Here is a 26921-nt window from a genome sequence, read left to right as displayed (position 1 = left end):
ACTCACCATTCGATGCCGCGCTGGCCCTTGCGGCCCGCGTCCATCGGGTGCTTGACCTTGGTCATCTCGGTCACCAGGTCGGCGGCGTCGAGGAGCTGCGGCGGGGCGTCGCGGCCGGTGATGACGACGTGTTGGGTGCCGGGGCGCTGGGTCAGCGTCGACACCACCTCGTCGATGTCCAGCCAGCCCCACTTGAGCGGGTAGGTGAACTCGTCCAGTACGTAGAAGTCGTGCTGCTCGGCGGCCAGCCGCCGCGAGATCTCGGCCCAGCCTTCGACGGCCGCGGCGGCGTGGTCCTCGTCGGAGCCCTGCCGGCGCGTCCACGACCAGCCCGAGCCCATCTTGTGCCACTGCACCGGTCCCCCGATGCCCTGCTCGTCGTGCAGGCGGCCGAGCGTCTGGAATGCCGCTTCCTCGCCCACCTTCCACTTGGCGCTCTTGACGAACTGGAACACCGCGACGTCGAACCCCTGGTTCCAGGCGCGCAGCGCCATCCCGAAGGCGGCAGTGGACTTTCCCTTGCCCGGCCCGGTGTGCACGGCCAGGATCGGCGCGTTGCGCCGCGCCTTGGTGGTCAGTCCGTCGTTGGGGACGACGAGTGGTTGTCCTTGTGGCATAACAGTTTCCTTACGCGGCGGCTTGCCCGGCCCGGACCACACGGGCCAGGTTGTCGGCGCGCAGCTGCGCCAGTTGCACGGCGGCCGCACCGAGCTGGCCGGCCAACTGCTGCGCCAATCCCAGTCGAATATAAGAGGTTTCGCAATCGACGACGACGGCGGCCGCACCCTCGGCGACGAGGAGGCCCGCTGCGGTCCGGGTCCGGCCGAGTGGATCGGGGCCACCAGTGGCGCGGCCGTCGGTCAGCACGACCACCAGCGGGCGACGGGCCCGGTCCCGGGTCTTCTCGCGCAGCACGACATCCCGCGCGGCCAGGAGCCCCTGCGCCAGCGGCGTTTTCCCGCCGGTGTCGAAACGGGCCAGGCGCCGGCTCGCGATGTGCACCGACGACGTCGGCGGCAACAGCAGGGCGGCCTCGGCGCCGCGGAAGGTGACGACGGCGACCTTGTCGCGGCGTTGGTAGGCATCACGCAGCAGGGACAGCGTCGCGCCGCTGACCGCGGACATGCGGTCCCGCGCGGCCATCGAGCCCGACGCGTCGACCACGAAGATCACCAGATTGCCTTCGCGCCCTTCGCGAATCGCGTGGCGGACGTCGGTGGGGCCCACCTGCAGGCGCCCGGCCTGTGGCCTGCGGTCGGCCGCGGCGAGCAGCGTGCCGAACACATGCACGCCGTGTCCGGCCTGGGCATCGTCGGTCGCCGAGATCGGGGTGCCGGTGCGGTTGCGCGCCCGCGACCGCCGGCCGGGAGCGCCCTCCCCGACGCCGGGCACCACCAGCGCCCGGGTCCGGAACGTCGCCGACGGCGGCGCACTGGGCCGCGACGCACTGCCGGGCCCGGCCGAGTTTCCTTGCGGCGCCGCCTCTTCCGAGCTGTCCGCGGAGACGCCGCCGCCCGGCGGATCGGGTTCGGGATCCGGCTCCGGCTGAGATTGCGCTTCGGCTTCGGCCTGCGCCATGGCGTCGTCGAGCTGCTGCGGGTCCAGGCCCGGGTCGTCGAAGGGGTCGCGACGGCGCCGGTGCGGCAGCGCGAGTTCCGCGGCGACCCGGACGTCTTCCGCATCCACCGCGGACGCGCCGCGCCAGGCGGCGTGGGCGACGGCCGTGCGGGCCACCACCAGGTCGGCACGCATGCCGTCGACGTCGAACGCCGCGCACAGCGCCGCGATCCGGCGCAACTCGTTGTCCGGCAACGACACCGACGCCACCGCGGCACGGGCCTTGGCGATCCGGCCGGCCAGCTCGGCGTCATCGACGGCGTACCGCTCGGCGAAACCGGCCGGGTCGGCCTCGTAGGACATGCGGCGCCGGATCACCTCGACCCGGACGTCGACGTCCCGGGAGGCGTAGACGTCGACGGTCAATCCGAAACGGTCGAGCAGCTGCGGACGCAGCTCGCCCTCCTCCGGATTCATGGTGCCCACCAACATGAATCGGGCCTCGTGCGAATGCGAGACGCCATCACGCTCGATGTGCACGCGACCCATGGCGGCGGCATCCAGCAGCACGTCGACCAGGTGGTCGTGCAGCAGGTTCACCTCGTCGACGTACAGGACGCCGCCGTGCGCGCGGGCCAGCAGGCCCGGTGAGAAGGCGTGTTCGCCGTCGCGCAGCACCTTCTGCAGATCGATCGACCCGACCACGCGGTCCTCGGTCGCCCCGATCGGCAGCTCCACCAGTCGGGCGTCGGCGTCCACGGCGGCAAGTACCTCGGCCAGACCACGCACCGCGGTCGATTTCGCGGTGCCCTTCTCCCCGCGGATCAGCACACCGCCGATGTCGGGACGCAACGCACACAGGATGAGCGCCAGCCGGAGCCGGTCCTGGCCCACCAGCGCGCTGAACGGATAGGTCACTACTGCTGCCCCGCTCCCAGACCTGGTCTGATCATCGGCACATGCGGTATGCCGTCCTCCAGAAATTCCTCACCGTCGCGGACGAATCCGTGGCGGGCGTACATGTCCTCGAGATAGGTCTGGGCGTCGATCCGGCAGGGGTAGGTACCCACCTCGGCCAGGGCCGCCTGCATCAACCGAGTGGTGTGGCCCTGCCCCCGGTCGGCGCGTTTGGTACACACCCGGCCGATGCGGAACACCTTCTCACCGCCGGGATGTTCCTCCATCAGCCGCAGCGTCGAGATGACTTCTCCGTCAGGGCTTTCCAGCCAGAAGTGCCGGGTTTCCGCCAGCAGGTCGCGGCCGTCGAGTTCGGGGTACGGGCACGCCTGCTCGACCACGAAGACCTCGACCCGCAACTTGAGCAGCTCGTAAAGCGTTGCGGCATCGAGATCCTTGGCCCAGCTGCGCCTCGGCGCGACCGTCATGCGCGATCAGGCCGGCTGGTCGAGCTTGAGCACCTTGGTCCCCCAGTCCCACACCTCGCGGTACAGCTTGGGTTCGCCGGACAGGCTCACGCCCAGCGACGGCACCATCTCCTTGAGCTTGGGCAGCCAGGTCTGGTAGCGGTCACCGAAGCAGCGCTCGAGCACCTCGATCATGGCCGGCACCGCGGTGGAGGCGCCCGGCGACGCACCGAGCAGACCGGCGATCCGGCCGTCCTCGGCGGTCAGGACCGTGGTGCCGAACTCCAGCACGCCACCGATGCCCTTGCGGCGGATCACCTGTACCCGCTGACCCGCGACATCCAGCTCCCAGTCGGAATCGACTGCGCTGGGGGCGAATTCGCGCAGCGAATCGACCCGCTCACCCTCGCTGAGGGCCAGCTGCTCGAGCAGGTATTTCACCAGGCCAAGCTCGGTGACGCCGACGCCGAGCATCGACGCGAGGTTGTTGGGCTTGACCGACAACGGCAGGTCGGTGATCGAGCCCTGCTTGAGGAACTTCGGCGACCAGCCGGCGAACGGTCCGAACAGCAGCCAGGACTGGCCGTTGATGATGCGGGTGTCCAAGTGCGGCACCGACATCGGCGGGGCGCCGACCGATGCCTGGCCGTACACCTTGGCCTGGTGCTTGACCGTCAGGTCCTGGTTGTCGGTGCGCAGGAACGCGCCGCCGACCGGGAAACCGCCGAAGCCCTTGGCCTCCGGGATGCCGGCCTTCTGCAGCAGGTGCAGCGCACCGCCACCGGCGCCCAGGAACACGAACTTGGCGTTGATCTTCTGCCGGTCGCCGGTGCGCCGGTTCACGACGCCCAGCTTCCAGCTGCCGTCGGACTGCTTGCTGAGGTTGGTCACCTCGTGCCCGAACAGCGTCTCCATGCCGCGCTGCGCGGTGAACCCGATGAGCTGCTTGGACAGCGAACCGAAGTCGACGTCGGTGCCGTCGGTGGTCCAGTTCAGTGCGACCGGGTCACTGAAGTCGCGCTGCTCGGCCATGAACGGCAGCCGGCGGGCGAACTCGTCCTTGTCGTCGATGTACTCCATGGTGGAGAAGAGCGGGTTGGTCACCAGCGTCTCGCGACGCTTACGCAGGTAGTCGATGTTGTCGGCACCGTGCACGAAGCTGACGTGCGGGATGGGGTTGAGGAAGCTCTTGACGTCCGGCAGCACGCCGTTCTCCACGGCGTACGCCCAGAACTGCCGCGTCACCTGGAACTGCTCGTTGACGGTGACGGCCTTCTTGATGTCGATGGTGCCGTCGGAGTTCTGCGGCGTGTAGTTGAGCTCGCACAGCGCCGAGTGGCCGGTGCCCGCGTTGTTCCACGGATCGCTGCTCTCGGCGGCGGCGCCGTCGAGGCGCTCGATCATGGTGATGGACCACTCCGGCTCGAGCAGCCGGATCAGTGCCCCGAGGGTGGCGCTCATGATCCCCGCGCCCACGAGGACGACGTCGGTCTGTGCGCTCCCAGCTACGTTTGCATTCGACACGTGATCGCTCGTCCTTCGCACTCGGGTTACCCGCCGGTATTGACGGATGCTCGGTGCTCAAGGTTATCGCGACCGCTTTCGCCGCTGACGCGCTATCTCCTCCCATCGACCATGATGTTCGTCGCAGTTAGGGTTGAACACGTGACGCCGCAGGAGCCACAGGGACAACCCGAGTGGCAGCCGGACGTGCTGCCCGGGTACTGGCAGCAGACCATCGCACTGGGTCCCGACCCCGACGGCGAGGGCGACCTGGTCGCCACCGTCGTGCGGCGCGGTCAGCCGGGCCGGGCCGAGCACGCCGTGCTGGTGGTCCACGGCTACACCGACTACTTCTTCCACACCGAGCTCGCCGACCAGTTCGCCGCCCGCGGCATCGCCTTCTACGCCATCGACCTGCACAAATGCGGGCGCTCGCGGCGCCCCGGACAGACCCCGCACTTCACCACCGATCTGGCGTCCTATTACGACGAACTCCGTCGGGCGCTGCAGCTCGTCGGCACGGACACCGCCGGCGCACGGGTGTGCCTGTACGGCCACTCCGCCGGCGGACTGATCGCGACGCTTTTCACCGACCGCCTGCGCCGCGACGGCGCGCTGGCGGCGCACCGGGTGACGGGCCTGATCCTCAACAGCCCGTTCTTCGATCTGCACGGGCCGGCCGCGCTGCGCTCGGCGCCGGTGTCCGGCACGCTGCGGGCCCTGGCCCGGTTCCGCAAACTGGCGGTGATCCGCAAACCGACCGAGGGCGGCTACGGCACGAGCCTGCACCGCGACCACGGCGGGGAATTCGACTACAACCTGGACTGGAAACCGTTGGGGGGCTTCCCGGTCACCGTCGGCTGGATCAACGCCATCCGCCGGGGACAGCTGCAGCTGCATCGCGGCCTCGACGTCGGAGTGCCGAACCTGATCCTGCGGTCGGACCACACCGTCGCCGAGACCACGACCGCCGCCGGCATGGAGCGCGGCGACGCGGTGCTGGACGTCAGCCAGATCGCCCGCTGGGCAGGGTGCGTCGGCAACCGCAGCACCATCGTCCCGGTCACCGACGCCAAACACGACGTGTTCCTGTCACTGCCGGAGCCGCGTGCCGTCGCGTTCGGCGAGCTGAACCACTGGCTGGATTGGTATCTCTCCCAAGCGGTCTCCCGCACCACCCAACACGAACAGGCCTGACGTCATGGAGCACTACGACCTGACCATCATCGGAACCGGCTCGGGCAACAGCGTGCTCGACGAGCGGTACGACGGCCTGAAGGTCGCGATCTGCGAGCAGGGCAAGTTCGGTGGCACCTGCCTGAACGTCGGCTGCATCCCGACCAAGATGTTCGTCTACGCCGCCGACGTGGCCCAGACCATCCGGCACAGCGCCACTTTCGGCGTCGACTCGCACATCGACGGGGTGCGCTGGCCGGACATCGTCGAGCGCGTCTTCGGCCGGATCGACCCGATCGCGGCCGGTGGCGAGGACTACCGCCGCGGCCTGCCGAACGTCACGGTCTATGGCAGCCACACCCGCTTCGGGCCGACGCTGCCCGACGGCACCTACACGTTGCGGACCGCCGACGGCGACGAATTCAGCTCCGACCGGGTGGTCATCGCCGCGGGCTCGCGCAGCTGGATTCCCCCGAACATCGCCGGCTCCGGTGTCCCCTACTTCACCAGCGACGACATCATGCGCATCCCGGCGCTGCCCGACCATCTGGTGATCATCGGCGGCGGCTTCATCTCGGTGGAGTTCGCGCACGTGTTCTCGTCGCTCGGATCGAAGGTGACGATCGTCCTGCGTGGCGACCGGCTGCTGCGGCGCTGCGACGAGGAGATCTGCCGGCGGTTCAGCGCGGTGGTCGGCAAGAAATGGGACCTGCGCACGCAGGAGAACGTCGTCGGCGCCCAGCGCGACGGTGACGGCGTCGTGCTCGAGTTCGACGACGGCGAGACCCTGCGCGCCGACGCCCTGCTGGTTGCCACGGGCCGGGTGCCCAACGGCGACCTGCTCGATGTGCACTTGGCCGGGGTGGGTCTCGACGACGACGGCTACGTCGTCGTCGACGAGTTCCAGCGCACCACGGCGCGTGGGATTTTCGCGCTGGGTGACGTGTCGTCACGCCACCAGCTCAAGCACGTGGCCAACCACGAGGCGCGGACGGTGAAGGAGAACCTGCTGCGCGACTGGGACGGCGAGCTGGTGGCCAGCGACCACCGGTTCGTTCCCGCCGCAGTGTTCACCGATCCGCAGGTCGCGATGGTCGGCATGAACGAAGCCGAGGCGCGGGCAGCGGGTTTCGACGTCGTGGTCAAGGTGCAGGAGTACGGCGACACCGCGTACGGCTGGGCCATGGAAGACACGACGGGCATCGTCAAACTGATCGGCGAGCGCGGCACCGGACGGATCCTGGGCGCGCACCTGATGGGTTATCAGGCGTCGTCGCTGATTCAGCCCCTGATCCAGGCGATGTCGTTCGGGCAGACGGCGCAGGACGTGGCCCGCGGGCAGTACTGGATTCACCCGGCGCTGCCCGAGGTGATCGAAAACGCGCTGCTGGGCTTGAGCTAGCTGTCAGCCGGGCTGAGCCGGGCCGTCCACTTCTCCTCGATCCGGCCCCACCGCCACACCAGCAGTGCCACCACCCAGGTGACGACGAACAGCCCGACGATGCCGAATCCGACGGTGTTCAGGTCGATTCCGCCAATCCACGCCCAGACGCCGCCGGACCAGCCCAGCTCCTCGGCCAGCAGGCCCAGCAATTCGATGGTGCCGATCACCAGGGCCACCATGACCGACAGTCCGGTGATGGTGATGTTGTAGTAGACCTTGCGCACCGGCCGGGCCAGCGCCCAGCCGTACGCGACATTCATGAACGCGCCGTCGATGGTGTCCAGCAGGCTCATCCCCGCCGCGAACAGCACCGGCAGACAAAGGATTGCGTACCACGGCAATCCGGCCGAGGCGCCGGTCCCGGCCAGCACCAGCAGCGCCACCTCGGTCGCCGTGTCGAAGCCGAGGCCGAACAGCGCGCCCAGCGGATACATCTGCCACGGCTTGCTGATGGCGCGGGTGAACCGGCGCAGGATGCGGTTCATGAACCCGCGGTTGTTCAGTTGATGTTCGAGTGCGGCCTCGTCGTACTCACCGCGGCGCATCCGCATGAACACCTGCAGGATGCCCACCAGGACAACGACATTGATGGCCGCGATCAGGTACAGGAAGAAGCCCGAGACGCCGGCGCCGATGAGCCCGGTGTACCGGTGCAGCATCGACGAATCGTCCTGCAGCGGACCGACGATCGACGTGATGCCCAGCGACAGCAGCAGGGCCAGGCCGAACACGATGGTCGAATGCCCGAGCGAGAAGAAGAATCCGACGCTGAGTGGCCGGCTGCCACTGCGGCCGTGGGGGGCAACGGCGTTGTCCGCCATGAGCTTGCGGGTGGTGTTGTCGATGGCGGCGATGTGGTCGGCATCGAACGCGTGCCGCAGGCCCAGGGTGTACGCGGTGAGTCCGATTCCGATGCCGAGCGCCGTCCCGCCGACGGTGTGATGCTCGGGTACGACGACGAGGATCAGGGTCCCCCAGCCGATGACGTGCAGTGCGGCGATGACGCCGAACATCGCCGCCAGTCGCCCCCAATCCTGACCGGACAACGAAAGCCGCATGCGGTTCAGTCTCCCTCAGCCCAGCAGTTCGCGTATGTCGGAGGCGGTAATTGCGGTGCCGAACATGTCACCGTCGTCGATCACGGCGGCGAACAGCGCGCGCTTGCGCTCCTGCAGCGCGATCACTTTTTCCTCGATCGTGTTCTCGGACACCAGCCGATAGACGTTCACCGGGCGCTGCTGGCCGATGCGATGTGCGCGGTCGACGGCCTGCGCTTCGGCGGCCGGGCTCCACCACGGGTCGCACAGGAAGCAGTAGTCGGCGGCGGTGAGATTCAGTCCGAAACCGCCGGCTTTGAGACTGATCAGGAACACCCTGGTCCGGCCGGCGCTGAAGTCGTCGATGGCCTGCGCCCGGGCCCGTGCGTCCACCGACCCGTCCAGGTAGCTGTACTCGATCCCGGCCGCGTCCAGGCGGTCACGCAGGATCGCCAGAAAACCGGTGAACTGGCTGAACACCAGCGCGCTGTGGTTCTCGGCGACCAGCTGGTCCAGTTGTTCGATCAGGAAGTCCACCTTGGTGGACCCGGCTTCCATGGTCTCGGCATCGACGAGCCCGGGATGCAGGCTGAGCTGCCGCAACAGCGTGAGAGACCGGAAGATCTGGAAGCGGTTCTTCTCCCACTCCCCCAGCAGGCCGAGCACCTTCTGCCGCTCGCGCGCCAGGCGGGTGTCGTAGATCTTGCGGTGTCTGGCCGACAGTTCGATGGCCAGCACCTGCTCCTGCTTGGGCGGCAGCTCCTTGACGACCTGATCCTTGGTGCGGCGCAACAACACCGGCTTGATGCGCCGCCGCAGCAGCGCCAGCCGTCCGGGCTCGCCGTCGGACTCGATGGGCTTACGGAAGTAGCGCTCGAAAATCTTCGGGCTGGGGAACAGACCGGGCACCGTGATCGACAGCAGCGACCACAGCTCCATCAGGTTGTTCTCCATCGGCGTGCCGGTGATGGCCAGTTTGAACGGCGCATCGAGACGGCGCGCGCACTGGTGCGTCTTGCTGTGATGATTCTTGACGAATTGCGCCTCGTCGAGAATCATTCCGGCCCAAGCGATTTCCCGATACCTGTCGTTGTCGATCCGCAGCAGCGTGTAGGTCGTGACGACGATGTCGGCCGCGGCGACCTGCTCGGCGATGGGCACCGCGCCGCGGGCCTCGGTACTCGAGACCACGACGGTGGTGAGCCCGGGCGCGAACTTCGCACACTCCGCCGCCCAGTTGGATGCCACGCTGGTCGGCGCGACGACGAGAAACTTGCCCGCGCCCTGCTCGACGGCGCGACAGATCAGGGCCAGGGTCTGCACCGTCTTGCCGAGACCCATGTCGTCGCCCAGCACACCGCCGAGTCCGTTGTCCCACAGGAACGCCAGCCAATTGAGCCCGTCGCGCTGATAGTCGCGCAGCTCGGCCTGCAGTCCGGCCGGCGTGGGCACCGAAACCGGCGGCTGCGCCGCGGCCAGCCGCGCCATGTTGTCGCGCCACTGCGCCAGTTCCCTGTCGACGACGCCGAGGCCCAGCAGCTCGTCCCACAATGTCGCGTTCAGCGATGACGCGTTGACCCGGTCGCCGTCGAGCTCCCCCAGCGCCTGGGCCTCTTCGATCAGGGCCCGGAGCTTGAGCAGTTCGGGGGTGTCGAGCCGGAAGTAGACGCCGTTCGACAGCAGCATGTGGGTGGCACCGGACGCCAGTTCGGCGATGACGGCCGACAGCGCCACGGGGTAACCGTCGACATCGATGGTGATGTGCAGGTCGAACCAGTCCTGCGCCGGCGCCTCGTCGGAGGACGCGGTACCGAACCCCAGTTGCGCCCCGGCGACCGAGCGCCGGAATGCCGCGGCCCGCTCATCGATCTCGACGATCAGCTGCTCGTACCCGGCGAGCTGCGGCAGCACCTCGTGGCACAGCACCGCGATCTGCGGCAGGGACAGCCGGCGCGACAGCAACAGCGAAGCCAGCGGGTCCTCCTGCGCCGACAGTCCCGAAATCAGTTCCAGCGCGGGCGCGATGGCCCGCCACATCGCATCCTCGGCGGCGTTGTCCCGGATGCCGCTCGTGCGGGTAACGCCCGCCGCGTCGAACTCCTGGCGCCGCCCGTTCACCTCGTACCGGGTGCGCCACTTCACGCGGCCGTCAACCTCGTCGACCGTGATGCTCAGCACGGGCAACGGCCCCACGATGTCCGGTTCGGCGAACAGACCCTCCGGCATGTCGACGGGCACCGTCCGGCGCAGCTGCGGCAGCACGTCCGTCGCGAACTCCGAGAGCGCCTCGGGCGGAATCTGTACCTTCTCGTCGTTCGCGATCAACTTGAGCAGCGTGGGACCGGGTACCGGCGCGAAAGCCCCGAGATGCAGGATGCCGTCCACCAATTGATGGACGCCGTGGGGTGTGGGTGCGCCCACGAGTCCGACGCCTTCGGGCGCCCGCGGCTCGCCGTCGACGACGAGCACCGTCGACATCTGCGCACCGCCGGTGTCGGAGACGGTGAAGTCCAGCCGCAACTGGACGTCCTTGGCGAGCTCCACAGCCCGGATGCCCGCTCCCGGAACGAGCGTGACGCCGGCCTCGACCGCCGCGTCGAGATCGTTCCAAAAGCTCTGTCCCACAGCGGAAAGCACCAACTGGTCGCTGCTGTACGGATAGTAGCCGGGGACGGCGAGCACCAGCGCCCGCAGCGCGCTGTACTGCTGCCGGTCGAACTCGCCCGGGTCGGCGGTGTCGAACAGACGCCGCCAGCTGATCCCGCTCTTGATCCAGTTTCCGCGCTTGCCGACCGTCAACGTCCGGAGCGTCGCGATGGGCGTCGTGTGATACCGGCCCGCCGGCAGCATCCCGAACTCGAGCGCCAACGGCTTACCGGCGGCGTCGGTATCGGCATCGGTCATCTCGTGCAACAGCGAACCCAGCACCACTTGCCAGCGTTGCGGGGCCGTCCGGTCAGGTGCGCTCGGGATCGCCGCCAACAGCAGCGCGACGGCATGCTTGCAGTAGCGACCCACCGGGCAGGTGCAGACCGTGTACTCGATCTCCAGGCCGGTGCGGGGACCCGACAACGCCACTTCGACGTCGTAGTACTCGGACTTCGAACCCAGGCACGAGCCGGTGAGCGTCCCGTCGACGGCGTCGTACCGAGCAGCGACCACCCGACCCTGGTTCGCGTAGGTCTCGCCGCGCGCCAGCGTCTGGGCGTTGAAGGCGCGAAGCACCTCGTGGGGCGCGAGCGCCAGCCCGGCCGTCGAGTCCGTGCCTTCCATGTCGTCACGATAACGGCCGGGGCCGACAGGGCGCTTTGCTCGCCCTAGTGGGCGGTCACCAGGTACTGCTGCGCAGCACGATCTCGTTCGCCACCTGGGCGGTGAACTCCTCGGCACTGCGCCGGCCCATCAGCTCCGACAGCCGGAACTCGCCGTAGATGAAGCGTTGTCCGGCCTGCGCCCGCGCCCGGGCATCGGCGCTGGTTACGACGACGGTGGTGTTGATCTCCACCGGCGGGCACCCGTCGCCCGCTGCCCCGTCGGCGCGCGGATGGCTACCGTCGACGGCCACCAGGGCGGTGAACCGGTCCAGCCGCGTGGCCGCCAGCCGCCAGGCCAGCTCGCCCGCGCTGCGGTCGGCGAACAACAACGCCCACTTCACCCCGAGCGTATCCAGTATGCCGACAACCGAATTCACGGTCAGCCGGTCGTCGGCCTCGATCACCACGGTGCGCAGCGAAGCGGTGTGGAGCAACTCGCACAGGGCGCCCGTCGCCTGCTTGGTCGTGAGCATGACGACTGTCGTGGCGGCGTCGGGGCCAGACACGTCGACGGTGGCGCCGAAACCGTCGACGGTCGGGATGATTGGCATGACGCCACCGTAGCGAACGTAACCGGACCGCAGGTACCGATATTCAGCAGCCGCCACCACCGCCGCCTCCGCAGCCACCGCCGCCCCCGCAACCTCCACCACCGCAGCCGCCGCCCCCGCCGCAGCCGCTCGAGCCACCGCTGTCCGAGAACCCGGCGCCCCACCCGCCGTCGAAACCCGCGCCCACGCCATAGGCCGCAGCACCCCGGCGGCCCGCACCACGGCGGCGCGCTGCACGACGACGGCGCGAGCGCCAGACCGCGAAGATGTGCATTCCGAGGATGGACCCGACGACCAAAAGGGACACGATCATCGGCACCCACGAAGAATCACTGTCGGCGGTGTCCGCCATTCCGATTTCGGCTACGACGCTGACAACGTTCATGGTTTCGTCCGCTCTCTTGCCGCTCAGGCCGTCGGCCGCGAGTACAGCGTGTCCGTCATGACGACGACATCGCAGGAATGGCCGGCCAGTGCCACGGCGAACGTGAATTCAGTTGGGCTCCACCCGGACCCGAGGGAACCGAAAGCAACGAGTACGCCGGCCACGACGGCGACCGTCGCCTGGGCGAAATAGGTGTTCGGGTACATCGTGACCTCCTCAGGTCTGTTGGTGAGCACATGGTTTCCGCGCACCGGGTCCACCGGAATACTCCGCGGCGCGCGCCGGGCCTTTCCTTGCACGATCCTCAGATTCACTGCGAAATCAGCGGGTTCACCGAGCCCGCGCCCTACCATCGGCCCATGCGCGTGCTGCTCGTCGAGGACGATCAGGGGGTCGCCGCTGCGCTGGTCGAGCTGCTGGAACAGACGGGGCTCACCGTCACCCACACCACCCGCGGCGACGACGCGCTCAATCGCGTCAAGGGCTGCGACCTGGTGTTACTGGATCTGGGCCTGCCCGACATGGACGGGCTGGACGTCCTTCGCACACTGCGCCGGGCATCGACCGCGCCGGTCATCATCATGACGGCACGCGACAGCGACGGCGCCGTGGTGCTGGGGCTGCGCGCCGGGGCCGACGACTACCTGGTCAAGCCCGTCCGAAAGGCGGTGCTGCTGGCCCGGATCGAGGCCGTTATGCGGCGAGTGCAGCGCAGCACCGGTCCCGTCGCGCGCCCGCCCGTGGTGGCCGGGCCGGTGACCATCGATCGCGACCGGCACGAGGTGACCGTGGCCGGCCAGACACAGGCGCTGACCAAGACCGAGTACCAGATTCTGGCCACGCTGGCTGCCCGTCAGGGTGAGGCGGTCAGCCGTGAAGAGGTGATGCTCGAGTGCTGGGGCACCGCGGTGGTGGGCCGCTCCCGGTCCCTGGATTTCTTCGTGGGCCAGATTCGGTCCAAGCTGGCCGGAATACCGCTGCACACCGTGCGTGGCTTCGGTTACCGGTTGGATCACTGACGTGGGTCTGCGGGTTCGTGCGCTGCTGATGACGCTGCTGCTCATCGCGACGGCGGCGTTGGCGATCCCGCTTGCCCTGAGCCTGGCCGACCACCGCACCAACGTGCTGCACACCGAACGCGAGCGGCAACTGACGACGCTGGCCGACGTCGCTGCCAGCGCGGGCGCACTCGACACCGAACTGGTCGAGCGTTACCACCGGGTGTACGGCGAAGGCGTGCTGATCGTCGACGCGGACGGCCGGACGCTCGCCGCCGCCGGGTTGTCGGTCACCGATCCCGGGGTGACGACGGCCGCCGAGCGCGCGTTGTCCGACGCTCCCGCCGCACCGCGGAGCCGGATCATGCCGTGGGACCGGCGACCGATGCTGCAGGCCAAGGGAATTCGGCGCAACGGCGAGCTGGTCGGAGCGGTGGTCCTGGGCGTCGACCCGGCCACCGCCGCACACGACATCACCGTGGACTGGTTGTGGATCGCGGCGGGCTGCATCGTGTTGCTCGGGGTTGCGGCCGTCACCGCGCAGAGCGTGACCCGGTGGGTGCTGCGGCCGCTGGTCGGGCTGGAGCGGGCCGTCGAGGACATGGCCGGCGGCATCGCCGGCCAGCCGGCTCACGTGTCGGGACCGCCTGAGCTGCGGCGCTTCACGTCGGCGTTCAACGCCATGGCGCAGGCGGTGCACGCCTCGCTCGATCATCAACGCCGGCTGATCGCCGACGCCTCCCACCAGTTGCGCAACCCACTGGCCGCCGTGCGGCTGCGCGCCGACACCCTCGAAGACCACGTCGCCGCATCGGGGCGCCCGACCTACGACTCGATGTCGGCGGAGCTGGACCGGTTGGAGAACCTGCTGGCCCAGTTGCTCCGCCTGGCGCGCGCCGAGGAGGCCAGCCACAGCCACCGTTCCGGTCTGGTTGCGGCAGTGCAGGATTCGACAGATCTGGACAGCGTCGTCGAGCAGCGGCTGGACTTCTGGCAGACCTCCGCAGACGCCAATGGCCAGCGACTGCGCTTCGAGACCGCCCACCCCCACCTCGCCGTCCAGATGCCGCGCCACGATGTCGAGCAACTCTTGGACATCGCACTGGACAACGCCTTGCGCTACTCCGGCACGGGCACCACCGTCACCGTATCGACGGTGCCCACCGACGCCGGCATCGATCTCACCGTCAGCGACAACGGCCCCGGCCTACCCGCCGACACCGTCGCGCAGGCGGCCACTCGGTTCTGGCGCGGGCACGACGACAGCCAGGGCACCGGCCTCGGCCTGGCCATCGCCACCGAAATCGCCGCCGCACACGGCGGATCGGCGTCGGTCGAGCGGTCCCCCGACGGCGGTCTCGCGGTCCGCTATCAACTGCCGGCGAGCACATCATGACCCTGACCCGGCGCGCGTTCCTCGCCTCCTCCGTCGCTGCGGTCGCCGCGGCCTGCCTGCCGAACAACACCAAGGGCACCATCCGGCTGGCCGCCGGGGATCGCGGCGGCCTGTACCTCGCGGTGGGCGAGATCTTCGCCCAGCGCCTACGGGTTCGGTATCCCGGCATCACGGTCACCGTGATGCCCACCGCCGGCAGCGTCGACAATCTCGAGCTCCTGCGGTCGGGCCAGGCGGACATGGCACTCGCGCAGGCCGACGTGGTCGAGCAGCAGTTGCGAACCCGGCCGGCCACCGATGTCCCGCCTGCGGTCGCGCGAGTCTACGAGAACTATCTGCAGCTGGTCGTCCCCGACCACTCCGCCATCCGGCAGGTGAATGACCTTGCCGGACTGACGGTTTCCACCGGACCGTCCGGCTCCGGCGTCGCGGCCATCACCACGGTGCTGTTTCGCGCGGCGAACCTGGCCGACCGGGTCCGGCGGGTCGACCTGCGCCTGAACGATGCGGTGGCCGCCCTCGGCAACCACACCATCGACGCGCTGGTCTGGTCCGGCGGCATCCCCACACCCGCCATCGCCGAGCTCGACAAGACGCTGCCGCTGCGCATCCTGGACCTGACGCCGTGGGTCGCACCCATGACGGAACTGGCGTCCTACCCCTACCTGCTCCTGCGGGCGCCGATCGGCGCCTATGTGCCGTCCAGCGTGTACACCATCGGCTCCCCCGATCTGCTGCTGTGCCGGCCCGGCCTGCCGAACGCGCTGGCGGCGGCCGCGGTCGATGTCTTGGCGAACGACGCGACGCAGCTCATGCCGCCGGAAGTCCGCGGGTTGCAGTACCTGCAGCCGCCGTCGATGATCCAGACCGGCCGAATCCCGTTGCACCCCGGCGCCATCGAGGAATACCGCATCCTGCACGGCTGAGCGCGGGCCGAAACTTCGCCGTAACGCCAGGACCCGTTGGCCAGCGCGAAACCCGGACTGACCCTATTGTTCTTCAACATCCGGGGGCGCCTAAGGAGGCCACAGTGCCAGAAGGACACGAAGCACTTACCGAAGACGAGCTGCTACTGGCCAAGCTCGGATACAGCCAGGAACTGCAGCGCTCCTGGTCCGGGTTCAGCAATTTCGCCATCTCGTTCTCGATCATCTCCATCCTCTCGGGGTGCTTCACCTCGTTCGGGCTGGGCTGGAACAACGGCGGACCGGCCGCGATCGCCTGGGGCTGGCCGATCGTCGCGGCATTCATCCTCGTCATCGGCCTCTGTATGTCCGAACTGGTGTCGGCCTTCCCGACCTCCGGCGGAATCTATTGGTGGGCAGCAAAACTCGGCGGCGCGAAAGCCGGCTTCTACGCCGGCTGGCTCAACCTCATCGGACTGGTGGCCATCCTCGCGTCCGTGGCCTACGGCTGCGCGACGTTCATCGACCTCACCTTGGGCACTCTCAGCGCCGATTGGCTGGCGGGATACAGCCTCACCCGGACCTTCGTCATCTTCGTTGCGATCCTGGGCATCTCGGCGCTGATCAACATCTTCTCCAGCCATCTGCTGGCGATCATCAACAACGTCTCCGTATGGTGGCACGTCTTCGGTGCGGCCGCGGTCATCGGCATCTTGATCTTCGTGCCGAGCCACCACGCGAGTTTCTCGGACGTCTTCGCCAAGACGATCAACAACAGCGGCATGTTCGGCGGCGCCACCTCGGGCGCCGGTTGGCTGTTGGTGGTGCTGCCGATCTCGGTGATCCTCACGCAGTACACGATCACCGGCTACGACGCGTCGGCACACCTGTCGGAGGAAACCAAGAGCGCGGCGGGTGCGGCCGCCAAGGGCATCTGGCGGTCCATCTTCTACTCGGCCGTCGGCGGCTGGATCCTCTTGCTGGCCTTCCTGTTTGCCGTCCAGGATTCCGACGCGGTATCCAAGGGCGGCGGCGCGGTGGCCGCCATCTTCAACCAGGCCATGAGTTCGAACTGGGCGACGGCAGTGCTGTTCATCTCGACAGCCGGCCAGTTCTTCTGCGCCGTCGCCTGCCAGACCAGCGCATCCCGGATGCTGTTCGCCTTCAGCCGGGACCGCGCGGTACCCGGCCATCGGTGGTGGTCGGAGGTCAACAAGCACCGGGTTCCGACACACAGCGTCACGATCACCGCGGTCGTGGCCGCCGCACTCACGCTGCCGGCCCTGGTCAAGGTCGATATCAACGGCACGCCCACTCCGGTGGCGTTCTACGCCGTCGTCTCCATCGGGGTCGTCGGGGTCTACCTGTGCTTCGCGGTGCCGATCTACTACCGCTGGCGTGCCGGCGATGAATTCCAAACGGGCAGTTGGAATCTGCGCGGCCACCATCGCTGGATGGCACCGGTGGCGCTGGCCGAGATCACGATCACCTCGATCATCGCGATGTTCCCGACATCCCTCGGCGGCGTGCCGTGGGACCCGAGCTTCGAGTGGAAGTTCGTGAACTACACGCCGTTGCTGGTCGGTGGTGTCCTGGTCTTGCTCTACATCTACTGGCACGTGTCGGTGAAGAACTGGTTCACCGGCCCCATCAAGCAGGTCGAGGAGCCCATAGAACCGACGGCGCCGACAGCACCGGCCGAGCCCGTGGGCGAGCCGAGCTGATCACGCGAGCAGGCTGCCGGTGATCATCGGCCGGGCCGGCGCACCGGACTCGACGAGCTTCAGCACCGCGTCGACATCCACATGTGCGGCAAGCAGATCGGCCATCACGTCGAGTTGCGCGTCGCGCAGCGCAGCGACGTTCACGTCGTCGGCCACGACGAACCCGTCCTTGCCACAGCCCGTGGCGACCTCGGTGAGCCAGGCCCGCCGCACGGCGTCGTTGTCGAGCAGCCCGTGCCAGTGGGTGCCGTACACCTGACCCCGCCGGATACCGACCCCCAGCCAGTCCAGCTCGGCGCACCGCGCGACCCGGCCATGGTGAATCTCGTAGCCGTACAACGGGGTATCCCAGTGTTTCAGGGTCTTGTCGGCGTCGAACTCGATGTCGGCATCCAGCAGACCCAGTCCGGGCACCCGGCCCGCAGCGGACTCGACGGTGTCGTGGATCGTCGTGCACAGCATCTGGAACCCACCGCAGACGCCGAGCACCGCATGCCCCGACCGGGCATGCGCGACAACGGCTTCGGCGAGTCCACGGTCGCGCAACCAGTTCAGGTCGGAGACCGTCGCCTTGCTGCCGGGCAGCACCACCACATCGGCGCCGGCCAGCTCGGCCGCGGTATCGACCCAGCGGACGTGCACCCCCGGCTCGCACGCAAGGGCCTCGACGTCCGTGGAGTTCGAGATGCGGGGCAGACGCACGGCGGCCACGGTCAGGACATCCCGGCCGCGCGGCGCCGTCGGCCGGCCCAGCTGTCCGCGTGGCGTGACCGACAGCGAGTCCTCGGCGTCGAGCCACAGGTCGTCGGAATACGGGATCACGCCGTAGGTCGGGCGGCCGGTGAGCGACTCCAGTTGCCGCAGGCCGGGTTCCAGCAGCGCCGGGTCGCCCCGGAACTTGTTGACGAGGAATCCGGCGATCAGTTTCTGGTCCGCAGGTTCCAGTACTGCCACCGTGCCGTAAAGGTGCGCCAGCAGCCCGCCGCGGTCGATGTCGCCGACGACGACCGCCGGCAGGTTCGCGGCGCGGGCCAGGCCCATGTTGGCCACGTCGGTGGCCCGCAGGTTGATCTCGGCGGGCGAGCCGGCGCCTTCGCAGATCACCACATCGAATTCGCTTCGCAGCGCGGCCAATTCGTCGGCCACGACGCCGGCCAGCTGCGTCCGGCGGGTGAAGTAGTCCCCCGCCGCCACCGTGCCGGCGACGACGCCGCGCACCACGAGTTGTGACGTCCGGTCCCCGCCCGGCTTGAGCAGGACCGGGTTGAACCGCACGCTCGGCGCCAGCCCGGCCGCCCGGGCCTGCATCGCCTGGGCGCGCCCGATCTCGCCGCCCTCGACCGTGACGGCCGAGTTGTTGGACATGTTCTGGGCCTTGAACGGCGCGACCCGCACGCCCTTGCGGGTCAGCAGCCGGCACAGGCCGGCCACCACCATCGACTTACCGGCGTCCGATGTGGTGCCGGCGACCAGCAGAGCCCCGCCGGTCACATCACGGCAGGGTCAGGATTTCGGCGCCGTCGTCGGTCACCACGAGGGTGTGCTCGAACTGCGCCGTCCACTTCTTGTCCACGGTCGCGACGGTCCAGTCGTCGTCCCAGATCTCGTAGTCCAGCGAGCCGAGGTTGATCATCGGCTCGATGGTGAAGGTCATGCCCGGCTCCAGCACGGTGTCGACCTCGGGCTTGTCGTAGTGCAGCACGATCAGGCCGTTGTGGAACGTCTCGCCGATGCCGTGCCCGGTGAAGTCGCGAACCACGTTGTAGCCGAACCGGTTTGCGTACGACTCGATGACGCGGCCGATCACCGACAGCTGCCGCCCCGGCTTGACGGCCTTGATGGCCCGCATGGTGGCTTCGTGGGTGCGCTCGACCAGCAGGCGGTGCTCCTCGGACACGTCGCCGGCCAGGAAGGTGGCGTTGGTGTCGCCGTGCACGCCGTCCTTGTAGGCGGTGACGTCGATGTTGACGATGTCACCGTCCTCGATCACCGTCGAATCGGGGATGCCGTGGCAGATGATCTCGTTCAGCGAGGTGCAGCAGGACTTGGGAAAACCCTTGTAGCCCAGCGTCGACGGGTACGCGCCGTGGTCGAGCATGTACTCGTGCGCCACCCGGTCCAGGTGGTCGGTCGTGACGCCGGGTGCGACGGCCTTGCCGGCCTCGGCGAGCGCCTGGGCCGCGATGCGGCCGGCGACGCGCATCTTCTCGATCACCTCGGGCGTCTGCACCCAGGGCTCGCTGCCTTCGCGCACCGTCGGCTTCCACGCGTACTCGGGGCGCGGGATCGACTTGGGCACCGGCAGGGTCGGAGACACCTCGCCGGGGCGAAGCGCGGTTCGAACAGACATCGTCCCAGCTTAGCGAGCGCCGGAGTTATCGGTCGCCGCGGCCGAACCACGTCCGGCGCGGCCCGCGGATATCGACCGACCCGAAGACCACCCGCCCGGTGAGGATGACGTGCGGGGTGCCGTCGGCGGGCGCGTCCTTGCGATGGTCGGTGGCACTGCCGACCGCCACCTCGACGTCGTCGATGGAGGCGCTGGCGCCCTCGGGCAGCCGGAGATCCAGAGAGCTGAACTTGAGATCGAGTTCGATGACCACGATGGGCCCGCCGAACCGGGCCCGGGTCAGGTCCAGGTCGATCGAGCCGACGCGGCGGACCAGCGCTAGCCGGGTCGGCACGACCCACTCACCCTGCCGCTTGAGCGACCCCATGACACCGCGCAGCTCGACGCGGTCGGCCGAGCCCGTCACGATCGCGTTGGGCGCGGGCAGGTCGCCGACCAGCACCGCCAGCTCGCCCTGCTGACGGGCAAGAGCGACCAGCGCGGACCGCTCGGAGAACTCGTCCATGTCGATGAGCCCCAGGGCCACCGCGTTGTGCAGCCGCCGGAGCGTGCCGTTGCGGTCGGCGTCGGAGACGCGCAGGACCGCGATCTCGTCGCTGTTGGTCACCCAAACAGGCTACTCATGTCAGGGGCTTCGGTCAGGCCAGGTAATCGGGCGGCAGGCCCTTGAACATGTCCCGGCACATCCGAACCGCCGTCTCCGACCCGCCACCGCCGACGATGAGGGCCGCGAAGGCCATGTCACCGCGGTAGCCGGCGAACCAGGCGTGCGAACCACCCTGGAACTCGGCTTCCCCGGTCTTGCCGCGCACGTCGCCGCTGCCGCGCAGATCCTTGGCTGTGCCGTTGGTCACCACCAGCTGCATCATGGGCCGTAGACCGTCGACCATCTTGGGCGTGATCGGCGCCGTATTGCCGGAGACGGTAGTCGGGCGGCCTTCGATCAGCCGCGGGAGCGGGGTCTTTCCGGCCGCGACCGTCGCCGCCGCCAGTGCCATGCCGAACGGGCTGACCACCACCTTGCCCTGGCCGAAGCCGTCCTCGGTGCGCTCGGCCAGGTTCACGGTGGGCGGCACCTTCCCGGTGACGGTGTCGATGCCGGCGACCTGGTAGTCGGCGCCGATGCCGTACTGCGCGGCCGCGTTCGTCAGGGCGCGCGGCGGCATCCGGCTGGCCAGTTCGGCGAAGGTCGTGTTGCACGAGTTCGCGAAGGCCCTCGACATCGGGACGACGCCGAGGTCGAACCGGTCGTAGTTCGGGATGGTGCGATGCCCGATGTCGATGGTGCCGGGGCAGCCGAGCAGCGTGTTGGGCCCGGCCATGTCGGTCTCGATGGCAGCGCCGGCGGTGACCATCTTGAACGTCGACCCGGGCGGGTAGAGGCCCATGGTGGCGGTGGGGCCGTCGGCGTCGGCGGCCGCGTTCTGGGCCACGGCCAGGATTTCGCCGGTCGACGGCTTGATGGCGACGATCATCGCCTTGCGGCCCACCATGTTCACCGCATCCTGGGCCGCGTTCTGCACGTTGCGGTCCAGGCTGATGGTGATCGACGGGGCCGGCTTACCCGGGACCTCGTTCAGGACGTCGATGTCGGCGCCGTTCTGGTTGACGCTGACGACGCGCCAACCCGGCTGGCCGACCAGCTGATCGGCGACCTGCTTCTTGACCTCGGTGACGATGGCCGGCGCGAATCGGGGATCGGTGGGGACCATCTCCGGCTGCGGGGTGATCACCACACCGGGCAGATGGCCGAGCAACCCCGACACCTTGTCGTTGTCCTCGCGGCGCAGGGTGATCAGGTTGAGCGGTCCGGTGGACGAGCTGGCCTGTTCGGCGAGCCGCTGGGCGTCCATGGTGTTGTCGAACTGCCGCAGCACGTCGGCGACCACGCGGGAGGTCCGCATCAGCTCGCCCGCCGCGGACCGGGCGTTCAGCGCGTAGTTGTAGTGGTACCCCGGTACCAGAACGTTCGTGCCGCCGAGTTCGTTGACCGAGGCGCGGATCGGCTGGTCGGCGCGCAGCTGGAAGCTCTGGTGCTCCCCCAGGTTGGGATGCAAATCCGTGCTGCCCCAACGGACTTGCCACCGGCCGTCCTGCCGGATCATGTTGAGCTGTCCGGTGTAGGCCCAGGTGCGGTCCTTGGGCAGGTGCCAGGTGTACCGGTAGGTGATCTTGCCGGTGTCCTGGGTGTACTTGGAGCCGAGCACCTGCGCGTCGAGCTTGGTCGCCTGCAGGCCGGACCAGGCCTGGTTGATCGCGGTGCGGGCCTCGTTGGGCTTGTCGGACAGGTCGGCGGCGGCACCGGTGTCGCCGCGGCCGAGCGCGGCGAAGAACGCCTGCGCGGTGGGCTCGGGGCCGTTGGGCTTCGGGGTGCAGGCCGTCATCGCTCCTGCGACCGCCACCACCGACAACAACGCGGCCGAGCGTGAAACGGATGATGTGTGCGTTGCCATTGGGGCTGATGTTAGAAGTGTGACCAGCCCGTGGCATGGAGGCACACCGAGATACAACCGTGACAGTTTTGTGAGCTACGCCGGATTGCGAGCCTTGCCGGCCCCCGGCGGGCGACCTCGAGATCGACGTTCCACACCGCCCGCCCGGCGTGTCGCGTGCCCAACGCGCATGTCGGGCGCGAAAACGTCAGTCCAGCAGCACGGTGGCGTACGTACCCAGCTGGCTGAACCCGATACGCCGGTAGATCGCCCGAGCCGGGGCGTTGAAATCGTTGACGTAGAGGCTGGGCGTCCGGCCGCTGCGCAGCACCGCCGACGCCAAGCTTGCCGTGCCGGCGGCACCGAGACCGCGGCCACGCCAGTCCGGGTGTACCCACACACCCTGGATCTGACCGACCCGCGACGTCTGGGCGCCGATCTCCGCCTTGAACACGACCTGGCCGTCCTCGAACCGCGCCCAGGCCCGGCCCGCGGCGATCAGTCCCGCCAGCCGGCGGCGGTAGCCGCGGCCGCCGTCGCCCATCCGCGGGTCGACACCCACCTCACCGATGAACATGTCCACTGCCGCAACGACATACGCGTCCAGCTCGTCCATCCGGACCGGGCGCACCGCGGGGTCGACGGGGCACTGCGGAGCGTCGGACAGAGTCAGCAGCGGCTGGCAGTCGCGGACCTCGCGGGCCGGGCCCCACACCTGGGCCAGCTGCTGCCACATCGGCAGCACCAACTCGGCGCGGCCCACGAGCGACGAACACCGCCGCGGCGCACTCATGACCTTGTCGGCGAACACCATCATGTCGGCCGCGGTACCCCGCATCGGAATCAGGTTCACCCCGGCGAAGCACAGCGACTCGGCGGGCCGGCTACGCGTCCACAGCTCACCGCCGATGGCCACCGGATCGAGGCCGTGGTCGCCGACGCGAGCCGCCACCATGCAGGTGCCGACCGGATCCTCGTCGAAGACCTGCTGCACCTGGGCGACCTCGCGCACCACTGAGATCCGGCGCGCATCTGCGATCCGGAACAGCGGAGGAGCCGACATTCACCGACCTTCTGCGAGTGTGACCTGGTTGCTAGTTGGGGCTGTCCGTGACCGTAGTCACAGAACTGTGCTCAGCTTACGGTTACGACGGGCGAACCGCTCGCATCGGTTCCCGACTCGGCGGCGATTCGCATCGCCTCTTCGATCAGGGTCTCGACGATCTGCGACTCGGGCACGGTCTTGATCACCTCGCCGCGCACGAAAATCTGGCCCTTGCCGTTGCCGGACGCCACGCCGAGGTCCGCCTCGCGTGCCTCGCCCGGCCCGTTGACGACGCAGCCCATGACGGCCACGCGCAGCGGCACGTCGAGCCCGTCGAGGCCGGCCGACACCGCGTTCGCGAGCGTGTAGACGTCCACCTGGGCACGTCCGCAGGACGGGCACGACACGATCTCCAGGCCGCGGGGCCGCAGGTTCAGCGACTCCAGGATCTGGTTACCGACCTTGACCTCTTCCACCGGCGGTGCGGACAGGGACACCCGGATGGTGTCGCCGATGCCCTCGCTCAGCAGCGCCCCGAACGCGACGGCGCTCTTGATGGTCCCCTGGAACGCCGGACCGGCCTCGGTCACGCCGAGGTGCAGCGGGTAGTCGCACTTCGCGGCCAGCTGCCGGTAGGCCTCGACCATGATCACCGGGTCGTTGTGCTTGACGCTGATCTTGATGTCACCGAAGCCGTGTTCCTCGAACAGCGAGGCCTCCCACAGCGCCGACTCGACGAGCGCCTCCGGGGTCGCCTTGCCGTACTTCTCGAGCAGCCGCGGGTCCAGCGAACCGGCGTTGACGCCGATGCGGATCGGGATGCCGGCAGCACCGGCGGCCTTGGCGACCTCCTTGACCCGGCCGTCGAACTCCTTGATGTTGCCCGGGTTCACGCGCACCGCGGCGCAGCCGGCGTCGATCGCCGCGAAGATGTACTTGGGCTGGAAGTGGATGTCGGCGATCACCGGAATCTGGCTGTGGCGAGCGATCTCTGCCAGCGCGTCGGCGTCCTCCTGCCGCGGACAGGCCACGCGCACGATGTCGCAACCGGACGCCGTCAGCTCGGCGATCTGCTGCAGCGTGGCGTTCACGTCGTGGGTCTTCGTGGTGCACATCGACTGCACCGCGATCGGGTAGTCGCTGCCGACGCCGACGTCGCGCACCATCAGCTGACGAGTCTTGCGGCGCGGCGCCAGGGTCGGCGGGGCCGGCGGTTCACTGCCGACACCCGGCATACCCAAACCGATGGAGGTCATCACGGTCTCCTACTGGAAGATTCGAATGGGGTTCACAAGGTCTGCCGTCACGGTCAGCAGCATGTAGCCGCCGATCACCACCAGCACGACGTAGGTGGCAGGCATCAGCTTGAGGTAGTTCACGGGCGCCGCGGCGACTTTGCCACGGGACGCGCGAATCATATTGCGCAGCTTCTCGAAGACCGCGACCGCGATGTGTCCACCGTCGAACGGCAGCAGCGGCAGCAGGTTCACCGCGCCCAGCACGAAGTTCAGCTGCGCCAGGAAGAACCAGAACATCACCCACAGGCCGCGGTCGACGGTGTCGCCGCCGATGATGCTGGCCCCGACGACGCTGATCGGGGTCTCCTTGTCGCGCTCGCCGCCGCCGATCGAGTGAATCAGGGCACCGACCTTGGTCGGGATCTTCGCCAGCGACTTGCCCAGTTCGACGGCCAGATCGCCGGTGAAGGTGAACGTCGCGGGCACTGCGGTCAGCACGTTGTACTGCGTCGGTCCGGGCTGCGGCGCCGCGGTCACGCCGATGGCACCGACCGTTGCAGCGGTGTCGGAGTCCTTGTTCGTGAATCGCTGCGTCTGCTCGACGTTGACGGTGGTGGTGAACGTCTGGCCGCCGCGTTCGTAGACGACGGGGACAGTGCCGCTCAGGCCACGGATGGCCTTCGCCATCTCCTCGAAGGTGCTGACCGGCTTGTCGCCGACCTTGACCACGGTGTCACCGGCCTTCAGGCCCGCCGCCGCGGCGGGGCCGGCGCCCGGGTGCGGGCACGGCCCGAACAGGTTGTCCCCCGTCTTGGTGATCTGCGGTGCCACACAGGCGGTCTCACCGATCACCGCGGTCGTCGTCGGGTGCAGGTTGGGCAGGCCCCACGTGACGGCGATGCCGTAGATCAGCACCAGGCCGATGATGAAGTTCATCGCCGGTCCGGCGAACAGGACGGCGACGCGCTTCCACACCTTCTGCTTGTACATCGCGTAGGGCTCGTCCTGCGGCGCGATCTCGTCGACCGACGTCATGCCCGCGATGTCGCAGAAGCCGCCCAGCGGCACGGCCTTGAGGCCGTATTCGGTGGTGCCGAGCCGGTTGGGCCGGTGCGTGGACCACAGCGTCGGGCCGAAGCCGACGAAGTACCGCCGCACCTTCATCCCGGTGGCCCGGGCGACCCACATGTGACCGCACTCGTGCAGGGCCACCGAGACCAGAATGGCCAGCGCGAAGAGCGCAATACCGATCACGAACATCATCGGGCGGGCACAACCTCCTGTGCGACGATGCGCCGCGCCCGGTCCCGGGCCCAATCCTGCGCATCGAGTACGTCATCCACGGTACTGGGTTCGGCGGCCCATTGATCCGCAGCGCCCAGCACTTCAGCAACGGTCCGCACGATCGCCGGGAACGTGATCCGGCCGTCGAGGAACGCGGCCGCGGCCTCTTCGTTGGCGGCGTTGTAGACCGCGGTCAGGCAACCGCCGCGGGTACCCGCCTCGCGGGCCAGCCGGACCGCCGGGAAGACGTCGTCGTCCAGAGGCTCGAACTCCCAGGTCGACGCCGTGGTCCAGTCGCACGCCGAGGCGGCGCCCGGGACGCGGGCCGGCCAGCCCAGCGCCAGCGCGATGGGCAGCTTCATGTCGGGCGGACTGGCCTGCGCGAGCGTCGAGCCGTCGGTGAACGTGACCATCGAATGCACGATGGACTGCGGGTGCACCACGACGTCGATGCGGTCGTAGTCGATGCCGAACAGCAGGTGGGTCTCGATGAGCTCGAGCCCCTTGTTGACCAGCGACGCCGAGTTCAGGGTGTTCATCGGGCCCATGGACCAGGTCGGGTGGGCACCGGCCTGCTCGGGCGTGACGGCCTCGAGGTCCTTGGCCGCCCAACCGCGGAACGGTCCGCCCGACGCAGTGAGCACCAGGCGGGCCACTTCGTCGGCGGTGCCACCGCGCAGGCACTGGGCCAGCGCCGAATGTTCGGAGTCGACGGGCACGATCTGGCCAGGCTGCGCCGCTTTGAGCACCAGCGGGCCGCCGGCGACCAGCGATTCCTTGTTCGCGAGGGCAAGCCGGGCACCCGAGTGCAGTGCGGCCAGCGTCGGCTTCAAACCGAGCGCGCCGACCAGAGAGTTGAGGACGACGTCGGCCTCGGTGTCCTCGACCAGCCGAGTGGCGGCGTCGTCACCCGCGTAGGTGACGTCGCCGATGCGCCCGGCTGCGGCCGGGTCGGCAACGGCGATGTTGGTGACGCCGGTCTCGGCGCGCTGCCGGGCCAGCAGTTCGGCGTTGCCGCCGCCGGCCGCCAGGCCGACGATCTCGAACCGGTCGGGGTTGGCGGCGATCACCTCCAGCGCCTGGGTACCGATCGACCCGGTACTGCCGAGCACCAGGACTCGTAGCCGCTCACTCACGTCTCTATTGTGCCGCCCCGGCCTGGCTTCGGCGCCGTCGGTGGCACATCCAGATCAGCAATGACGGATCGCCGCGACGAGG

At 68.8% G+C, this 26921-nt stretch carries 23 protein-coding genes; 6 read left to right on the top strand and 17 right to left on the bottom strand.

The features are described from left to right. Positions 1–2: 2 nt before the first annotated feature. Genes cobO through mqo form a run of 4 tightly spaced genes read right to left on the bottom strand, consistent with a single transcriptional unit; the run spans position 3 to position 4445 of the window. The gene (gene cobO, locus VXD91_RS06085) at positions 3–617 is read right to left on the bottom strand and encodes a cob(I)yrinic acid a,c-diamide adenosyltransferase (RefSeq protein ID WP_346414924.1); all 615 of its coding nucleotides are present in this window, start codon (positions 615–617) and stop codon (positions 3–5) included. Positions 618–627: 10 nt separating this feature from the next. Then, complete coding sequence (locus VXD91_RS06080; RefSeq protein WP_346414923.1) at positions 628–2475, bottom strand: magnesium chelatase subunit D family protein; 1848 nt, start codon at positions 2473–2475, stop codon at positions 628–630. Further along, on the bottom strand, positions 2475–2942 hold the full coding sequence (locus VXD91_RS06075; RefSeq protein ID WP_346414922.1) for a GNAT family N-acetyltransferase: 468 nt from the start codon (positions 2940–2942) through the stop codon (positions 2475–2477). The genes VXD91_RS06080 and VXD91_RS06075 overlap by 1 nt, the downstream gene beginning before the upstream one ends. Before the next feature lie 6 nt (positions 2943–2948). Continuing rightward, positions 2949–4445, bottom strand: a complete 1497-nt coding sequence (gene mqo, locus VXD91_RS06070) for a malate dehydrogenase (quinone) (protein ID WP_346414921.1) — start codon at positions 4443–4445, stop codon at positions 2949–2951. 141 nt (positions 4446–4586) lie between these two features. Between mqo and VXD91_RS06065 the strand changes: the two genes are divergently transcribed. Both VXD91_RS06065 and mtr read left to right on the top strand, forming a co-directional pair. After that, positions 4587–5621: an alpha/beta hydrolase gene (locus VXD91_RS06065; protein WP_244881357.1), complete on the top strand. Its 1035-nt coding sequence runs from the start codon at positions 4587–4589 to the stop codon at positions 5619–5621. Between the two features lie 4 nt (positions 5622–5625). Continuing rightward, entirely contained in the window at positions 5626–7002 is a 1377-nt protein-coding gene (gene mtr, locus VXD91_RS06060) for a mycothione reductase (RefSeq protein WP_346414920.1), read from the top strand. Here the strand turns inward: mtr and VXD91_RS06055 are convergent. The 5 genes from VXD91_RS06055 to VXD91_RS06035 are packed head-to-tail and all read right to left on the bottom strand — an operon-like array spanning position 6999 to position 12537. Then, positions 6999–8102 carry a HoxN/HupN/NixA family nickel/cobalt transporter gene (locus VXD91_RS06055; protein ID WP_346414919.1) on the bottom strand — a complete coding sequence of 368 codons (1104 nt, stop codon included), beginning with the start codon at positions 8100–8102 and terminating at the stop codon, positions 6999–7001. The genes mtr and VXD91_RS06055 overlap by 4 nt on opposite strands. A 15-nt stretch (positions 8103–8117) precedes the next feature. Beyond that, positions 8118–11354: a DEAD/DEAH box helicase gene (locus tag VXD91_RS06050; RefSeq protein WP_346414918.1), complete on the bottom strand. Its 3237-nt coding sequence runs from the start codon at positions 11352–11354 to the stop codon at positions 8118–8120. Positions 11355–11409: 55 nt separating this feature from the next. After that, positions 11410–11946, bottom strand: coding sequence for an alpha/beta hydrolase (locus VXD91_RS06045; protein WP_346414917.1), 537 nt, complete (start codon positions 11944–11946; stop codon positions 11410–11412). A gap of 43 nt (positions 11947–11989) precedes the next feature. Beyond that, on the bottom strand, positions 11990–12331 hold the full coding sequence (locus VXD91_RS06040) for a hypothetical protein (protein ID WP_346414915.1): 342 nt from the start codon (positions 12329–12331) through the stop codon (positions 11990–11992). 23 nt (positions 12332–12354) lie between these two features. Further along, on the bottom strand, positions 12355–12537 hold the full coding sequence (locus VXD91_RS06035) for a hypothetical protein (protein ID WP_318984332.1): 183 nt from the start codon (positions 12535–12537) through the stop codon (positions 12355–12357). A gap of 153 nt (positions 12538–12690) precedes the next feature. Here VXD91_RS06035 and VXD91_RS06030 point away from each other — a divergent pair, with 153 nt between their 5' ends. From VXD91_RS06030 to VXD91_RS06015, 4 genes are all read left to right on the top strand, one after another. After that, on the top strand, positions 12691–13350 hold the full coding sequence (locus VXD91_RS06030) for a response regulator transcription factor (RefSeq protein ID WP_212811813.1): 660 nt from the start codon (positions 12691–12693) through the stop codon (positions 13348–13350). Between the two features lies 1 nt (position 13351). Further along, entirely contained in the window at positions 13352–14725 is a 1374-nt protein-coding gene (locus VXD91_RS06025; RefSeq protein ID WP_346414914.1) for a HAMP domain-containing sensor histidine kinase, read from the top strand. After that, positions 14722–15651 (top strand): TAXI family TRAP transporter solute-binding subunit, encoded by a 930-nt coding sequence (locus VXD91_RS06020; RefSeq protein ID WP_346414913.1) that lies wholly within the window; start codon positions 14722–14724, stop codon positions 15649–15651. The genes VXD91_RS06025 and VXD91_RS06020 overlap by 4 nt, the downstream gene beginning before the upstream one ends. Positions 15652–15755: 104 nt before the next feature. Then, complete coding sequence (locus VXD91_RS06015; RefSeq protein WP_346414912.1) at positions 15756–17354, top strand: amino acid permease; 1599 nt, start codon at positions 15756–15758, stop codon at positions 17352–17354. On the opposite strand, the gene VXD91_RS06010 is transcribed toward VXD91_RS06015, so the two are convergent. The 8 genes from VXD91_RS06010 to dxr all read right to left on the bottom strand — a co-directional run bounded on the left by VXD91_RS06010 (position 17355) and on the right by dxr (position 26839). After that, positions 17355–18845, bottom strand: a complete 1491-nt coding sequence (locus VXD91_RS06010) for a cobyric acid synthase (protein WP_346414911.1) — start codon at positions 18843–18845, stop codon at positions 17355–17357. Position 18846: 1 nt separating this feature from the next. Beyond that, entirely contained in the window at positions 18847–19704 is an 858-nt protein-coding gene (gene map / locus VXD91_RS06005) for a type I methionyl aminopeptidase (RefSeq protein WP_212811818.1), read from the bottom strand. Between the two features lie 25 nt (positions 19705–19729). Beyond that, complete coding sequence (locus tag VXD91_RS06000) at positions 19730–20311, bottom strand: DUF1707 domain-containing protein (protein ID WP_212811819.1); 582 nt, start codon at positions 20309–20311, stop codon at positions 19730–19732. 31 nt (positions 20312–20342) lie between these two features. Further along, positions 20343–22157 (bottom strand): penicillin-binding transpeptidase domain-containing protein, encoded by a 1815-nt coding sequence (locus VXD91_RS05995; protein ID WP_212811820.1) that lies wholly within the window; start codon positions 22155–22157, stop codon positions 20343–20345. A 187-nt stretch (positions 22158–22344) separates the two neighbouring features. Continuing rightward, positions 22345–23199, bottom strand: coding sequence for a GNAT family N-acetyltransferase (locus tag VXD91_RS05990; protein WP_212811821.1), 855 nt, complete (start codon positions 23197–23199; stop codon positions 22345–22347). Positions 23200–23270: 71 nt separating this feature from the next. Next, positions 23271–24437: a flavodoxin-dependent (E)-4-hydroxy-3-methylbut-2-enyl-diphosphate synthase gene (ispG, locus tag VXD91_RS05985; protein ID WP_212811822.1), complete on the bottom strand. Its 1167-nt coding sequence runs from the start codon at positions 24435–24437 to the stop codon at positions 23271–23273. 9 nt (positions 24438–24446) lie between these two features. After that, positions 24447–25682, bottom strand: coding sequence for a M50 family metallopeptidase (locus VXD91_RS05980; protein WP_212811823.1), 1236 nt, complete (start codon positions 25680–25682; stop codon positions 24447–24449). Then, complete coding sequence (gene dxr, locus VXD91_RS05975; protein WP_212811824.1) at positions 25679–26839, bottom strand: 1-deoxy-D-xylulose-5-phosphate reductoisomerase; 1161 nt, start codon at positions 26837–26839, stop codon at positions 25679–25681. Before dxr ends, VXD91_RS05980 begins: the two co-directional genes overlap by 4 nt. Positions 26840–26921 lie beyond the last annotated feature (82 nt).

The organism is Mycobacterium sp. SM3041, from assembly GCF_039668335.1.
In the GTDB taxonomy this organism is placed as follows: domain Bacteria; phylum Actinomycetota; class Actinomycetes; order Mycobacteriales; family Mycobacteriaceae; genus Mycobacterium.
This window is presented reverse-complemented; position numbering and strand designations above follow the sequence as displayed.

What these genes read in the sequence shown, in the direction of transcription:
- VXD91_RS06030 (WP_212811813.1), top strand. Translation starts at nt 12,691, where the DNA reads ATGCGCGTGCTGCTCGTCGAGGACGATCAGGGGGTCGCCGCTGCGCTG.
- VXD91_RS06020 (WP_346414913.1), top strand. Translation starts at nt 14,722, where the DNA reads ATGACCCTGACCCGGCGCGCGTTCCTCGCCTCCTCCGTCGCTGCGGTC.
- map (WP_212811818.1), bottom strand. Translation starts at nt 19,704, where the DNA reads ATGTCTGTTCGAACCGCGCTTCGCCCCGGCGAGGTGTCTCCGACCCTG.
- VXD91_RS06045 (WP_346414917.1), bottom strand. Translation starts at nt 11,946, where the DNA reads ATGCCAATCATCCCGACCGTCGACGGTTTCGGCGCCACCGTCGACGTG.
- VXD91_RS06040 (WP_346414915.1), bottom strand. Translation starts at nt 12,331, where the DNA reads ATGAACGTTGTCAGCGTCGTAGCCGAAATCGGAATGGCGGACACCGCC.
- VXD91_RS05980 (WP_212811823.1), bottom strand. Translation starts at nt 25,682, where the DNA reads ATGATGTTCGTGATCGGTATTGCGCTCTTCGCGCTGGCCATTCTGGTC.
- cobO (WP_346414924.1), bottom strand. Translation starts at nt 617, where the DNA reads ATGCCACAAGGACAACCACTCGTCGTCCCCAACGACGGACTGACCACC.
- VXD91_RS06075 (WP_346414922.1), bottom strand. Translation starts at nt 2,942, where the DNA reads ATGACGGTCGCGCCGAGGCGCAGCTGGGCCAAGGATCTCGATGCCGCA.
- VXD91_RS06035 (WP_318984332.1), bottom strand. Translation starts at nt 12,537, where the DNA reads ATGTACCCGAACACCTATTTCGCCCAGGCGACGGTCGCCGTCGTGGCC.
- VXD91_RS05995 (WP_212811820.1), bottom strand. Translation starts at nt 22,157, where the DNA reads ATGGCAACGCACACATCATCCGTTTCACGCTCGGCCGCGTTGTTGTCG.
- VXD91_RS05990 (WP_212811821.1), bottom strand. Translation starts at nt 23,199, where the DNA reads ATGTCGGCTCCTCCGCTGTTCCGGATCGCAGATGCGCGCCGGATCTCA.
- VXD91_RS06055 (WP_346414919.1), bottom strand. Translation starts at nt 8,102, where the DNA reads ATGCGGCTTTCGTTGTCCGGTCAGGATTGGGGGCGACTGGCGGCGATG.
- ispG (WP_212811822.1), bottom strand. Translation starts at nt 24,437, where the DNA reads ATGACCTCCATCGGTTTGGGTATGCCGGGTGTCGGCAGTGAACCGCCG.
- mtr (WP_346414920.1), top strand. Translation starts at nt 5,626, where the DNA reads ATGGAGCACTACGACCTGACCATCATCGGAACCGGCTCGGGCAACAGC.
- VXD91_RS06050 (WP_346414918.1), bottom strand. Translation starts at nt 11,354, where the DNA reads ATGGAAGGCACGGACTCGACGGCCGGGCTGGCGCTCGCGCCCCACGAG.